The following is a 14,009-nucleotide window of genomic DNA, read 5'->3' on the forward strand; positions in this document are numbered from 1 at the left end:
GCCTTGGTAACCACCGCCTTCGCGATTTTGTCCACCTTGGTAGCCGCCACCTTCTGGGCGATTTCCGCGGTAATTGCCACCGGATTCTCCAGACTCTCTGTTCTGGTTAGAGTATGTTGGTCTTTGGTTAGGACGAGATACTATAATGTTATTGTCTTCCCTCTGGAAGGGAGGTCTACCTTCTCCTAAAATATGCTCAGGAGGAGCAGATCTTGGAACCGGAGGTTCTTGGCGAGAGCTTGGTTCCGGAAAGAGAGGTTCTTTTTTAGGAGGAGCAGAACTTTTAGGAGCGCTTGGAGAGGAAGAAGCTGCAGCAGCAGGTTTACCTGAATCTGTAGGTGCCTCTTTCTTTGCAGAAGTAGAAGGTACCTTCTCATCCGGCTTCTTTTTGATCACCAGTTTCTTCTTCTTGCTTGCATCAGCAGAAGCAGAGCCCTGGAGCTTTTCCTTGATTGATTTATTCTTTTCTTCCATATAATGTCCTGGTCAAGTACGGGATGTACTGAAAACGGGTCTTAAAGCCCTACCCTCAAAATTCGAGGAGATCAGCTTTCCTCCACCCACTCTACTGATTCCGCCAATATCCTAAGGATTTGTGCGGCAGTAGTCTGTCCTATGCCGGGGAGTTTTGCCAAGTCGTCCTGGCTGATCTCGATCAACGTCTCGACGTTATTGATCCCTGCGCTCCTTAATAGGCCAATTAAGCGGGCAGAAAGTCCAGGTAAATCTTCTAGAGCAGTTGCTCCATCGTCTTCTTCTTCCACAACAGGAGCCGGAGGACTGAATAGTTTATCCAGTCTCTCTCTCGCTTCCGGAGAAGAGAATTCTTCATTGTACTGGGCTATCGTTTTGATATCGATCCTAAATCCGGTTAACTGCGATGCCAACTTTACATTGGAACCGTTGATTCCGATTGCAAGAGATAATTGTTCTTCTGGAACGATTACCATCGCTTCTCTACCTACGGAATCCGCCTTTACATCGTACGGTTTAGCCGGAGAAATCGCGTTTGCGATAAACTCTGTCGGATCCGAAGAGTATTGAACGATATCTATCCTTTCGTTACCTAATTCCCGAACGATGGACTGGATACGAACCCCTTTCATACCAACGCAGGCTCCCACAGGATCAATATCTCCTCTGGTAGCATAAACGACTACTTTGGTACGAATGGAAGGTTGACGAGCCACGTTAACGATCTCTACGAGTCCGTCGTAGATCTCCGGGATTTCCATTTCGAAAAGTTTACGAACAAAATCCGCAGAGGCTCTGGAAAGAGTGATCACAGGGATCGGTTCTCTAGGACGAAGTTCTACTTTTTGTATGATTGCTTTTAGGCGATCCCCGCTATGATATTTTTCTCCGGGGTTTTGCTCACGCTTAGGCATAATACCTTCGACCTTACCAAGATCGATAGACATTGCGTCTTTTTTCCAACGTTGGAAATATCCGTGAGTCAGTTCGCCTTCTTTTGCTTTGTATTCCAGATACAGAAGTTCTTTTTCCATATCTCTCAAGCGTTGGAATACCATTTGTTTTGCTTGAGAAGAAATGATCCTGGAAAGCTCCATCGGCTTTTCTTTAAAATCCAGGACCTCTCCCACAGTTGCGTTAGGATAAACAGCCTGAGCATCTTCTAAGGAGATTTCCAATCCGTTTTTAGGAGAGGATTCCACAACTTTGCGGGATACTACGATTACGACATTTTCTCCGTCCCCGGAGGAAGCGAATTCTACCTTAATCGGGTTTTCTTCCTCTTCCAGAGTTTCGATGCCCGACTTTTTTTTATACGCGGTAATCAAAGAATCACGAATGACTCCCATCACGGCTTCCCTGTCTAGGGATTTGTCGGCACAAAATTGTTGGATCGCTTCCAACAGATTTACTTCGACTTCTTTCTTCTTAACTGCCATAATCAAATACTTACGTACAAATTTCCTTTCAGTATATCCTTCAATTCCAGAATGACTTCCTTTTTTTTAGAACCTTTTGTTTTCCTCTTGGAAAACGGTTCTAAAAAGATCTTGTCCTCTTTCCTATCCAGAATCTTAAAAATTCCTTCTTTATCGACCGACCCTTCTAACTTATAGACGAGTCGTACCGGTATTCCTCGGAATCTATCCAGATCCTCGGGAATCACCAGTTTTCTTTCCGCACCGGCGGAAGAAACTTTGAGAGTATAGTTCAGATCCGGTGAGATCCGCTCCAACTCTTCATTCAGTTTTCTGGAAACTTGCTCACATTCCAGAAGGCTGACGGAACCGTACGGGTGTCCGAGGTGATCCAACTCTACCTCGATCAGCGTATGGTTGGGCCTTTGGCTAACCATGAGTGCATACAGCTTGACGGGAGCGAGAAGGATTCGATCTAAGATCGTTTCGATTACTTCTTTACTGACTGTCAACGCCGGCCTTACAGAGAGTCTCTGAACCGCTTCGTTTTGCCTCAAAAAAGAGGAAAAAACAACCTACAAAACCGGCATATCTCCGAAATTTTTAGGTTTGTCCCATACATTTCATGGGTGGTTCCCGATACCTATTCAAAATATTTTTAGCTGACCCTAGTGTAAAGTAAAAAATAAGCCCAGTTCCGAAGCATCCTCTTGTTACGAGCGAAATTGCTTGTTTTCTTATACTAGAAAGGAGGATGGTAACGAAATGTCCCGGTAAACCAAAAATAGGCTCGGGTTTTTATTAGAAACATGCAAAATTCTTTTACTTCCAAGATCAGGACCTCATCTGTCCGCAAATACCTTCCCTTTTTCTTATGCTTTATCTTAGCGATAGGAGCTTGTTCCAAATTCCGAGTAGATGATTACAATCCATATCTATACGGAAGAGTTAAATTAGGAAAAGATCTAAAAGAATTACAAGTAAGCATAGTCAATCGCGTCCCTACGAACGTTCCGAACCAGGTTGCGGTCGCTTCCGGAGTGATTTACGTTCCTGATTTCGAACAATCCTTGATCAAAGCATTTAACTCGGACGGAGATCTGAAGTTCGTGATCGGTAGCTCCAAGGAAAAACAGGATAAGGTCAAAACATATAATATTAAATTAGGAAGAATCGGATTAGTTACCGTTTCCGACGGAGATGATATCTACGTTCAATCCAGAGTTTCCAAAGAAGATGCAAAGGCAGACAAAGTTGCGGAGAATATTTACGCAAAAAAATCCGGAGAGTTTCGCACGGAAGTAGAAGAAGCAGTTCCTTCTGTGATCCTGAAAATAAACGATTCCGGAAAACTTTCCCAGACAATCTATGCCGACGGTGTAGGAGGTTCTATTCCTTTCGGTTATGTGGAAAGAATGGAAGCGGGAAACAACGATCTACTATTCGTTTTTCATAGACAGAATGGAGCAATGAGGCTCAGCATTTTTGACGAAGCCGGAAAATTAAAACAAAAGGTAGAAGGTTCCGACTATAAAGATTCTTTAAACCAAGGAGAAGCTTATACTTGGTATGTGGACTCGTTCATCTCACATCCTGACGGGGAATATATACTTGGTTCCTTTAGTTTTTACGAAACAAAATCCGGAAGATTCAAAAACAGAAAGATCCTAAAATACGAACTCAAAGATAAAAGGATCACTCCTATCAAAGAGATCCAAGATCCTTCCGAAACATTGTATTGGGTTCTCAACAATGATAACTTTTTCATCTGGGAAACCGAGGTAGAAGAAGGAAATTCTATCCGACTCCAAGTCCACGACGAGGACGGAAATCATGTCAATAATATCCGTTTGAACTATCCTCCGCCTCGCGGCCTTTGGAGGGAAACTTGGATGGATACAAACGATGAGATCTATTCCATGAAGATCAGATCGGGTTATTTAGAGATCCATAAATGGAAATAAAATGAGCCCATCTCATTTCCAGGCATTATTCAGCGAAGAAGAAGCAAAAATCCTAGACGAGCAAACTATCCGAGATAGAAATATCTCGGGGACATTGCTCATGGGATTTGCGGCGATTTCCATCTTCCAAACCTGGGAAAAAGTTTTTAGATCCGCAAATAAGATCATTATACTCTGCGGTTCAGGTAACAACGGAGGAGACGGATACGCCTTAGCCCAATTTTTAATGGCAGAAGGTCTCGAAGTGGAGATCTATTCCAAAGAAGGAAACTTCTCCCAAGAAACAAAATATTATAAAAATATAACAGAAGAACTGAGGATCCCAAACTTCCCTTTAGAAAAATTTAAGAGCAATCTTGTAAATCCCGGAGAAGTATTGGTAGATTCTCTTTTAGGAACAGGATTCAAGGGATCATTGACGGGAGAAATATCCCAGGCGGTTTCCGAAATTCGCTCTGCCAAAGAAAGATTAAAAGATTCTTTATTGGTCCTGAGCATAGATGCGGTTTCAGGATATTCTCCGGACGAAAAAATCCCCTTTGCAGCGGATATCTTGGCAGAAATCGGATCTCCTAAAACCAAGAATGTATTCTACCCTTTGCCTAAGGAAAAAAAGTCGTTTCATCCAATAGGGTTCTTACGCCAAGAATTTAAAACTTCCAAATATCTTTTACCAAGAGCGGATAGAGAAGAGTTAGTTTCTAAACTTTCCAGAGAAAAAGACTCCCATAAATACAAAAACGGTTCCGCAGTATTCATAGGTGGCTCGGAAGGAATGTCGGGAGCGATCTTATCTTCCGCACTCGCTTTCCAAGAATTGGGAGGAGGAATTTCCCAGATACTCACTCCTTCCGCAAATACTCTCACGAAAGTTTTGAAAAAAGATCCTTCCTTCATGGTATCGGGGTTAGAAACTTCTAAAAAACTTTCCGATTATCCGTTTTTGAAAAAGGCAAATGTGATATGTGTAGGGCCAGGGCTTGCATCTTCTGATCTTCCCCAATATTCTTTTTCAAAAGAGGCGTATCTTGTCTTTGATGCAGGTGCATTCAAGTATTTGGATGAAAAAAACTTAGGCCCTCGCACGATACTCACTCCTCATTTAGGAGAATGGTCTTCTATTGCGGGTAAAAAATACCAAAGCCAATATTCCGCATTCGAAGATGCAAAGGTTTGGGCAAAGGAAAAGGGAACATATTTACTTTTAAAAGGACCTGTTTCCATTCTGTTCTCTCCCGATGGGAACTCCTATATTTGGGAATTCCAAGAACCTAAACTGGCTGTCATGGGAACAGGAGATTTGCTTGTAGGAGTTCTAACATTCTTCTTATCGCGGGGAGAAGATATGATAGAATCTGTCAGACTTTCCCAAAGTATACTTTTGCATTGCGCGGAGTTATGCAAAGGTTACCCTACTGCTGCTCGGATACGAAAGAAAATTCGGAATCTTTTGCAATAGCTACAACCGCAAAAAACGTTTAGAAATTCCAAATCCTATTCCGCTGAACCAAAAATAGGCTTATAGCATCCTTCTCTCGAGGAGAACAGAATTATTTCCCTGACTTCAATAAAAAAGTGACAGAATTTTCGATTAGAGTGATAAGGTCCGCAGAGTTTAATTTATTTTAATAGATGAAAAGATTGCTCGGATAGATGCAATGCAGGAGAATTCGTGAAAAAAATCAATCCAACTTTAAGTTCCAGGCTTTTCATCTTGATTTTTACGATCATTTCTGTTTCGATCGTCGGCCCCACTTTTGCAGATGCGAATGATTACACTTGGACGAGTATACAGATCCCTACGGATGCTAATAAAGATTATCCTGCAGGTTATAACCAAGGTTCAAACAACTCTTCAAGTAATGCAACAGATAGCGCTACTTGTAAAGAACTCTGTGCCCAAAGTTCCAATTGCAATGCGTTTTGGTTTTCCAATGGAACTAGGCATGCTCGCACCGATTCAGGTACAATCATTGATAGACCCTATCCGCTTTGCCTCCACTATTCCTCTCTGCCGAGTAAAATATCATGGAATGATTTTGATGATGTAGTGGATTACACTGAACGCATTTTTGAAAAGAAAGGCCCTCTAAAAGCCTGTATGAATCCGAATTCCTTTAAAGTAGGAGGAAGTTATTATACTTCTAGTCTGGAAAAAGGAAAAGCGTACACCGGTATCGGGTATCTCCTTGGGTATCTAAATTCTCCCCAGGATTGCGCTAATGAAATTCTTAGCAACGGAGGAAATGCTTGGGTATGGATCTATATTAAAGGACTAAATACTTTGATTACTGGTTATTGCTTCGGTTCGTCTACCGGACAGGATTCAGGCACACAATTTACGCTGAAAAATTCTCCGGCTAGAGTAGTGTTCCCAACTACGGAAGGAGAATGCACTGCAAATGAAAACGAATGTACCCAAACTTCTCAGGATTCCTATCCTAGTAAAAAATGTTGTGCTCGAGGAAAATTCTACCAATGTTCGAATCCTTGAAGGCGTTCGTATCGATTTAATAATACCTCGACTATAGGTCGTCCGGAACCGATTACTTCTAGTCGATTACGCTCAAAACTTTCAACAAATAAGTCACTCAGACTTAAATTTGATCTTGCGATGAGTTCCGTCGCAATAAGGTTTATTGGAAGAACCACCACAACGACAGAGGTAAGTTTCGGTGGTTCTATTTGTTACCTTTCCAGTCCCGGAACAAATTTCTAAATTTCCGCTCACCTTCAAAGGACCGTTTTTAGTAGGTTCTATTTTTAAGATCCCATTCCGAACCGGCAAAGGTTGAGACTCTTGGACAGAAGGTTCTCCCGTTGCTGTAAAACCGATACTCACATGAGTTGCATCGCAAAAAGGCTTATGGGTAGAAGCTCCACATCTACAAAGTGTGAGCCTATATTGTTTTTCGAGACCTTCTAACTCGATATCCGCATGGATCGCAATCGGCCCGTTCTCTCTTACTCTCAAAACATTGACCGGAGGGGCAGTTTCCTTAAAAGAAGGATCATTCGATTCGAAACGGATCGCACCAGAAGGACAATTCAAAGCTAAGGATTTGATCTCTTCTACACTTGCCTTATCCGGATAGATCCATTCTCCTTCGACGTTCGGAACGAATACGTCGGGTCTACTCAATACACAATTTCTGGAATGAATACATTTCTTGCCGTCAAAAAGAATGGTGGCTTCTTTTCCTTTTACGATTTCCATGATTTGGCCTCTTGGATGACTATGGACCTATTCAGGAATGCTTGCAATCTTTTATAGGAGAAAGTAATGTATGGAAAAAGGACCCAGGAATGTCTAAAATGAGTAAAGGTTACCATTCCCGCTCTCCGGAAGAATTCCAAGATTTCCTGCGCAAAAGTAAGGATGCGGGTAAATCAAATAACCGCTCCAAATTGATCCTATTTTTCGACGTTATACTATTACTGTTTATTTTTTCAGTGGTTGCCAAACTTTTAAATCCTCTGGCATTTTCAGGGCAGACAGAATCAAAGGAAATTTCTTCTGGTTTTGTGAGTTATCGTCTTTCTTCCAGCAAGGAGAGCCCTAAGGAGTTTCCGATCTTCTTTCTTTTTCTAAAGAACAAAGGAACGGAAAGTTTATCTTTTCCAAATACAGAAGATAAGATCCGTGTTTTTATAAAAAGCGGAGATCTAAATTGTCTGGAAGATTCTTGGACTTTAATTTCTAAAAAATTAGAACCTGGGAGTACGAATTTTTTCAGGTATGAAATTTCTTCTGCTCTTCTTTCTAATCTTCCTCCTGAATGTAAAACTCAGGAAAAATCCATTTTGAATAATATTACCGGTGTTTTCCAAGGCGGGAAAAAAAGATCCTTTCATGCGGAAATTCTCCGAAAAGACGAAAACATTTCTTTAGAAATCCCTAATTTTTGAGATATCATGAACGAAGAGATCCAAACATTAAACAAGATAGTCGCCATCGTGGATGAAAAAGCTTCCTTATTTAAAAAGGATTGGAGCCATATGCCGAAGATCAGGGCCATTACCGAGAAAAAATTGATCTTGGACCTGATTGAAAACGCTTTACAATTAGCGAAGAATATTCGTCCAGCACCCACGGATCTTCTGGGGGATTTACAGAAATTGAAAGCGGAGTTTTCTAGGCTACCTCTCTAAGGAAATTCCATCGTGTTGGAACTCCAACAAAAGTAAGATGTAAAATTCAGTTGTAGAGATTTGAATTTTATGATATAGGACTGGGCTCTCCCACAAGCCACTCCCCCCACCCGAACCTGGGTGGGGGCAATCTCAAACCCGATGTTGGAACTCCTACGTCGCAGCAGCTGCAGAATCCATCTCTCAATCGTAATGTTTTGTGACCTTCTTCCATTTCTTTTCGGTATCTTCCAGGTAATCTTGGATCTCTGAGTAAGATCTTTTTCCATCTAGGTAATCCAGGAGGAACTGGTCTCCTACCAAGAGTTGGATTGCAGGTAGATCGGATCTAAATTCATAAGGCCCTTGCAGGAATTCAAACTGGTTCGGATAAAATTCTCTCAATGTGCGGATAAGCAATAATCCAAACAATAAACTATGGAATTTTTTAGGTTTATCCAATAGGATCTGGTAACCTCCACAAACTTTTCCCGCATGTTTATGAAAGGTGGGAATAAACTTCAAAGGTCTGAGCCTAAAAATTCCTTTTTGTTTTTCCTCCAGTTTTTCCAAAAGTGATCTGTCCAGATCGTTGATATAGGGAGCACCGAATGTTTCGAATGGCCGAGTGGTCCCTCTCCCTTCTGAAAGATTTGTTCCTTCTAAAAGACAAAGTCCAGTATATACATAACAAGTTGTTTGAGCAGGAATATTGGGAGAAGGTGGAACCCATAAAAACTCAGAACTCTTTTTGGGATATAGATCCAATCTGGAAAGTTCCAGATCCAGTTTGAATGTATCCTTATAATATTCCAAAAGGCCCGCAGCTGAGAGACCATGTCGGTGCAGTGTACCTTCTACCCCAACGAATGAAGAAAATTTTTTTTCTAAAGGAGAACCTTCGATCCTGGAGCCAGCCGGATTTTTTGCATTCGATACTAAAATGCGAGGTCTCGGTTTTCCTTTTTTGGCGAGTCGATCTACAGCCTGCATGGCATACAATGCCGTGGTCAAAAATGTATAATAACGAGCGCCTACATCTCTGATATCTATGATCAATGTGTCCAGATCGGATAATACTTCTTCGGCTGGAGCAAGACTTTCCTCATTGTCTCCATACAAATTTAGGACCTGAGTTTCTCCCAAGTCGTAGATAAGCCCGCTTCCGGAGACCTGATCTTGGAGTTCTGCAAAAAGTCCATGTTCAGGCAAAAACAGTTTTTTGAGTCCATACTCTTTTTGGATGATCCGGAAATGATAATCGCCTTTCCAACCATATGCGCTTTGGTTGGTAAGCATTCCGATTGCTTTTGCATCGGAGAGAATTCTGTTTTTTTTCATTTTCTAAAGAGTTTTTTCCCGGGAAACTGCGGAAGTCAAGCAGGACTATAGCGGCCTTAGTCTTGGAAATCTTTTGCCTTATCCGGAAGGTCCTTTTTAGAGAATCCTTTAAAAAAGAGTTTCCATTCTTAGCGAAGGATAGTTTTCTTCTTAATTTGCCCCAACAGCGATCGTATGGCACTAGATACAAGCGTACCAAATCAAAAAGTAACAATAAAAGCAGGGACGGTTTTATTTCCGGAAGGAAGCGCCGCGAATTCTCTCAACGTATTGCATAGCGGAGCCTTGCGTTATTTGGTAGATGCTCCAGGTTCCAGAAAACTGGAGTTATTCAAAATTTCAGGAGCCAATTTGACTCCAGGCGCATCCGCACTTTTCGGCAGCGGACGTTATCCTTTTACAATTGTAGCAGAACAAGACTGTGTGCTTTCTACGTATGTTATGTCCCAGTCTACTGTGGGTCGTTCTCTCGCCGCCAGAAGTTCTTTGGGGATTATGGTAGGTCGTTCTCTTTTAAGAGAGATCACTGAGTCTTTCAAAAGAGTGAACCAGCTCAGAAAGATCGCTTCCGATATGGGAAAGACGAACGATAATCTTTCTCTTTTGTACTATCAATTCAATCCTAGCGTTTTTCCGGATATTAAGCCTGGGCAACCAATCGCGGATCCAAGTTCCGAGATTGTGGATCCGGTTTTGAGACTTGCGCGGGAAAATTTAAAACATTATTTCGATAATGGCGGTATCCTGCCGGAAAGACCTACTGCAAATTATGTAGAAGAAGATCATTCTCAGCTTCTTGTTAAATATTATCCGGAAGAAATAGAATTCCAAGATGGCGAATTTAACTTCGTTCGTAAGGTAATTTTGGCGGACCCAAATCTTCTCGCACAATTATTCGCTCCAGATCCTAGCATGGTTTCTTATGTCTGCGACAAACTCGGTAGAGTGCAGAACAATCTTACTGAAAACGCAAAAAGTATCTTAGAAGAATTGGATGAAGACTTCTCTCTTCTTTTGGGCGGGGTAGAAAGTCTTACCGAAAAATACTTCCTGATCCTGGATATGGCTGCGAGCGGTTACGCAACTGCTCCTCCAGAGTTTGTAGTCCCAATCTTACAAGTTGTTTCTCAGAAGATCGAAAGAGCTCTTGCAGGCCACCAGGCACTATTCGGTTCTGCAATTGTAGGACCTTCTCCTAATATTAAACCGTTTATTGAAAAGACTGCAGGTCTTGCTAAAAAATTCGAAGCTTCTAATCCGACTGCAAAGGCTGCTTCGAATGGAAGCGGAGTTTCTGTGGATGGTTCTGCGGATGCGACTGCAATTCGAAAAGAATTGGCAAATTCAGCATCTACGATCATCCAATTCTCCGGTATGGGCGGAGATGCGATCAAAGAGTTTTCCGCGATGATGGTAAAACTCAAATCCTTAAAGAATCCTTTAGACTCGGACAATGACACTCGTAAGTTAAGAAGGTCCATTACAAAAACCTACTTCGATATTTACGCTGCCTGTTTCCAAAAGTACGTAAGCTCAGGGAAGAACGTCCCTAAACCTGTAGACTTGATGTTGAAATACGGTTTCTTCGACGAAACAATGCTGGATGATTCTCAATTAGTGTTCATGTCCACATTCAAGGACGCGATCACTTCCGTTTCGGATATTCCGATCCATTATGGAACCGAATGGCTCGAAAAAATTTATAAAAGAGAATGCCCTACTTCCCTGGATGAGCTCGGTCAGAACTTCTTCGACAAGGTCAAGATGGACAACCGAAACGCAGTTTTCAAAAAAGAATCCGATCTTCCTCCTGATATAGACAATCCGGAAGCAAGATTGAAGTTCGAATTCGGTGCGATGTATGAGGCGAACGTTCGACTTACCACCGGTTCCTTGGCTACTTACTTGCCTATCCTTACAAAGTATCATTCTCAAATCCCTCTGGGAAAAGCGTACGTTACCAAAAAGATGCTAACGGATACGATCCACGATATCATGGCTGTGGACTTCTCCGTGTTCAATAGAGAGGTGATCTATAATAATCCCGAGATGGGGATCAACAAGGAGTTCGTCCAAAGAGCGATCGTTCCTGACTTTGTAATTGTTCCTTCTATCGGTAGTAAGATCATGATGTGGCAGGAGCTTTCCATCCACAGGGGTTCCGGTTCAAAGGAAAGTAGAGGTAGGATCGTCCTTCCTATTTTCGTGCAAGGGGATCTAAAGTCTCTTTTGATCGATGCATTTGCCGCGTTCCGTTGGGAACTTTGTAAAACGATCTTAGGACCAGAATGGAATAACGTAGGAAATCCATCCATCACCGCGGACTATATGGACTATGTTCAGTTCTACAAGAAGAACAAAGACCTTTCCATAGAGATCAAAGAAAAGTTAGCAGCTGAATTCAAACGTTTCCGGAACGAAAGGGATATTTTTGCGAACGACTACCAGCTTTGGATCAAATACGAAGCAGAAGGTGTACAAAGGTTGAACCGTGTCGTCCGGGGAATTTTCTACCGTCATATTCCATTCGCAAGAACGATCCGGGAGAAGGTCTCCAAAATGCCTGCCTTCGGCGAGATCAATAATAGATTCGTCAATATTCGCACTCGTAAGTTTACGGAGCTGGAAAACAGATATAAGAAGTATATCAACGCATTAGGAAGTCTTCCGGATCCTCTTCGGGAGAATATGGAATTCTATCGAGTTTAAATATCTAGGTGATCTGGGCTCAGTACGAAACTTGCCGACAATAATTGTGCAAGAGCTCCGTTATTGGAGCTCCTACAACTCATTCAAAACCTAATTTCAATACTTACGAAACCAAAAGTGATTTGTTCTCTTTAAGTAACGCAGTCACATCCTGAAGCGCTTCCCCAATAAGATCTTTTACAGACGTGTTTACTTCTTTCAAATAACCTTCTCGAATAGACACATCAAAAGAAGCCAAAGCATCCGCCATAGGTTTTGGAACTCCCGCTCCAACTAAAGCTTTAGAAAGTTCTTCTGCAGGAAGATCTACGTAAGAAATCGGTTTATTCACCAATTCCGAAGTGAATTTTGCAAGTTCCTTATAGGTCCAAGCCTTAGGTCCACTGATCTCTAATATTTTATTTCCGGATTCGGAAGAAAGTAACGCAGCCGCTGCCGCTTTAGCACAGTCAGTTCTGGAAACATAAGCGCAGGCACCTTCTCCTCCTGAACCGTAAAGTGAACCACTTGCAACTGCATGCTGTAGTTTCGGGACTAAATAATCCGAGTACATATTATTACGAAGAATCGTGTATGCGAGACCGCTTTGTTTGATCTTCTCTTCGGTTCCCTCGTGCTCGTATGCGAAAGTGACTGGAACTTCGTCGGCTTTGGCCAAAGAAGTATAAAGAATTCGTTTTGCTCCTGCCTTTACTGCAGAATCTATCGCCTGGCTATGTTCCTCGATCCTATTTCCGATATTGTCCGTGCTGATGATCAAGATCCGATCTGCGCCTTGGAATGCTTCGACAAGACTAGCCGGATCGTCGAAACTTGCCTTTCGTACCGTAACTCCTCTTTTTGCAAAGTCTTCTAAGGTTTCAGGCTTACGGGTTGTAGCGATGATCTTGTTATGACCTCTTTTTAATAATTCATCTAGGACAATTCTTCCTAGATGTCCGGAAGCTCCCGTTACTAATACTGTTTCAGAAATATTACTCATTTGGATCCTTAACCTATATCGGTCTTGCGTTAAACTTATTCCATTAGACAACTTGAAATAAAAAATGTTACAAGTTAAATAATAAAAATTACGAGGTTAAACGCGGCAAGGATACGAAAGGCTTGTCCGGCTCGCCGGATGAGCGTAAGCGAACCTGGAGTAGCCTGGTCTGAGCGAAGCGAAGAGCCGCCCGAAAATTAAACTTCTTCTAAAAGATAAGGTCTAGTATATTCTCTAACGATCTCTACTACGAAACGTCCCCAAGACTTTGGATCTTCTTGGGAAATTTCAACCTGACGCACTTTTGGAAAATACGCCTGAGGTTTAAACGCAGTGTGAGTGAGCTCCATAGCTCTTAGATAATTATCCACTCGTTTCACTCTCACGAAGTTCAACAATTCACCTTGGATCTTATCTTGCGGAATATAACCGATGATGATCAGTCTTGGAAATAATGACTTTTTGAGAAGATTGATGAAGTCTCCGAAACTATCCACACGATCTATAAATCCTTCGTATGCACCGCCGCCCAAGTTCATGATCTGGGTCACTATGTCCATAGTAAAGGAAACACCTTCTGCAGAGGTCATATCGGAGATGATTACGATACCTTCGTCAGGTTGGAAAGTTTTGAACTCGCTCGTTGGTTTAAAATGACGTCTAAGTAACTTTGCTGTGGAGATATCGATCTCTGCGGCTTTCGGAACCAAAACTTTTCCGGATGAATCGGAGATAGGTTCTCGAGTAATAAGGTATCTTTTCTTGGCGGCGTTCTGGTTCATCACCCGGAAGGCTTTCACCTTCTCTTCCAGCTCGTCTAGAGTACAATACCCTATTTTTAAAACGTTTTCTCGCGCGCGCTTTTTGAGATCTATGTCTTCCATACGAGTTTTGGTGGTCCGGAGGAACCAGCTTAAACGAGGTTCCGAATTTCGCGAGAATTTACCGGGTATTCGGGGAGAGTATATAAAAAAAATCCAAGTCTGAAAA

At 42.1% G+C, this 14,009-nt stretch carries 12 protein-coding genes and 1 pseudogene; 6 read left to right on the forward strand and 7 right to left on the reverse strand.

From position 1 onward, the window contains the following. The 3 genes and pseudogenes from LPTSP_RS08480 to rimP all read right to left on the reverse strand — a co-directional run. Nucleotides 1-474, reverse strand: a pseudogene (locus LPTSP_RS08480) (translation initiation factor IF-2); the annotation flags it as partial. A gap of 71 nt (nucleotides 475-545) precedes the next feature. Further along, on the reverse strand, nucleotides 546-1,913 hold the full coding sequence (gene nusA, locus LPTSP_RS08485) for a transcription termination factor NusA (protein WP_108928391.1): 1,368 nt from the start codon (nucleotides 1,911-1,913) through the stop codon (nucleotides 546-548). A gap of 2 nt (nucleotides 1,914-1,915) precedes the next feature. Beyond that, on the reverse strand, nucleotides 1,916-2,341 hold the full coding sequence (rimP, locus tag LPTSP_RS08490) for a ribosome maturation factor RimP (protein WP_245915522.1): 426 nt from the start codon (nucleotides 2,339-2,341) through the stop codon (nucleotides 1,916-1,918). 360 nt (nucleotides 2,342-2,701) lie between these two features. On the opposite strand from rimP, the gene LPTSP_RS08495 reads away from it, so the two are divergent. The 3 genes from LPTSP_RS08495 (at nucleotide 2,702) to LPTSP_RS08505 (ending at nucleotide 6,350) form a co-directional block, all read left to right on the forward strand. Beyond that, nucleotides 2,702-3,856, forward strand: coding sequence for an LIC_12708 family protein (locus LPTSP_RS08495; RefSeq protein WP_108928392.1), 1,155 nt, complete (start codon nucleotides 2,702-2,704; stop codon nucleotides 3,854-3,856). 1 nt (nucleotide 3,857) lies between these two features. Continuing rightward, a complete protein-coding gene (locus tag LPTSP_RS08500) occupies nucleotides 3,858-5,315 on the forward strand; it encodes a bifunctional ADP-dependent NAD(P)H-hydrate dehydratase/NAD(P)H-hydrate epimerase (RefSeq protein ID WP_108928393.1) in 1,458 nt (485 codons plus the stop codon). Between the two features lie 213 nt (nucleotides 5,316-5,528). Further along, entirely contained in the window at nucleotides 5,529-6,350 is an 822-nt protein-coding gene (locus tag LPTSP_RS08505) for a hypothetical protein (RefSeq protein ID WP_245915518.1), read from the forward strand. Between the two features lie 93 nt (nucleotides 6,351-6,443). Here the strand turns inward: LPTSP_RS08505 and LPTSP_RS08510 are convergent, their stop codons facing one another. Continuing rightward, the gene (locus LPTSP_RS08510) at nucleotides 6,444-7,073 is read right to left on the reverse strand and encodes a CDGSH iron-sulfur domain-containing protein (protein WP_108928394.1); all 630 of its coding nucleotides are present in this window, start codon (nucleotides 7,071-7,073) and stop codon (nucleotides 6,444-6,446) included. Nucleotides 7,074-7,171: 98 nt separating this feature from the next. Between LPTSP_RS08510 and LPTSP_RS08515 the strand changes: the two genes are divergently transcribed. Both LPTSP_RS08515 and LPTSP_RS08520 read left to right on the forward strand, forming a co-directional pair. Then, complete coding sequence (locus LPTSP_RS08515) at nucleotides 7,172-7,765, forward strand: hypothetical protein (protein ID WP_108928395.1); 594 nt, start codon at nucleotides 7,172-7,174, stop codon at nucleotides 7,763-7,765. Between the two features lie 6 nt (nucleotides 7,766-7,771). Continuing rightward, entirely contained in the window at nucleotides 7,772-8,008 is a 237-nt protein-coding gene (locus LPTSP_RS08520; protein WP_108928396.1) for a hypothetical protein, read from the forward strand. A 183-nt stretch (nucleotides 8,009-8,191) separates the two neighbouring features. Here the strand turns inward: LPTSP_RS08520 and LPTSP_RS08525 are convergent, their stop codons facing one another. Continuing rightward, entirely contained in the window at nucleotides 8,192-9,328 is a 1,137-nt protein-coding gene (locus tag LPTSP_RS08525) for a DUF1343 domain-containing protein (RefSeq protein ID WP_108928397.1), read from the reverse strand. Nucleotides 9,329-9,502: 174 nt separating this feature from the next. Here LPTSP_RS08525 and LPTSP_RS08530 point away from each other — a divergent pair, with 174 nt between their 5' ends. Next, a complete protein-coding gene (locus LPTSP_RS08530; RefSeq protein ID WP_108928398.1) occupies nucleotides 9,503-12,037 on the forward strand; it encodes a Crp/Fnr family transcriptional regulator in 2,535 nt (844 codons plus the stop codon). Between the two features lie 103 nt (nucleotides 12,038-12,140). On the opposite strand, the gene LPTSP_RS08535 is transcribed toward LPTSP_RS08530, so the two are convergent. Together LPTSP_RS08535 and LPTSP_RS08540 are read right to left on the reverse strand one after the other, a co-directional pair. After that, entirely contained in the window at nucleotides 12,141-13,019 is an 879-nt protein-coding gene (locus LPTSP_RS08535; RefSeq protein WP_108928399.1) for an SDR family oxidoreductase, read from the reverse strand. A gap of 197 nt (nucleotides 13,020-13,216) precedes the next feature. Continuing rightward, nucleotides 13,217-13,903: a hypothetical protein gene (locus LPTSP_RS08540; RefSeq protein ID WP_108928400.1), complete on the reverse strand. Its 687-nt coding sequence runs from the start codon at nucleotides 13,901-13,903 to the stop codon at nucleotides 13,217-13,219. Nucleotides 13,904-14,009 lie beyond the last annotated feature (106 nt).

Origin of the sequence: Leptospira johnsonii (assembly GCF_003112675.1) — a bacterium.
In the GTDB taxonomy this organism is placed as follows: Bacteria; Spirochaetota; Leptospiria; order Leptospirales; family Leptospiraceae; genus Leptospira_B; species Leptospira_B johnsonii.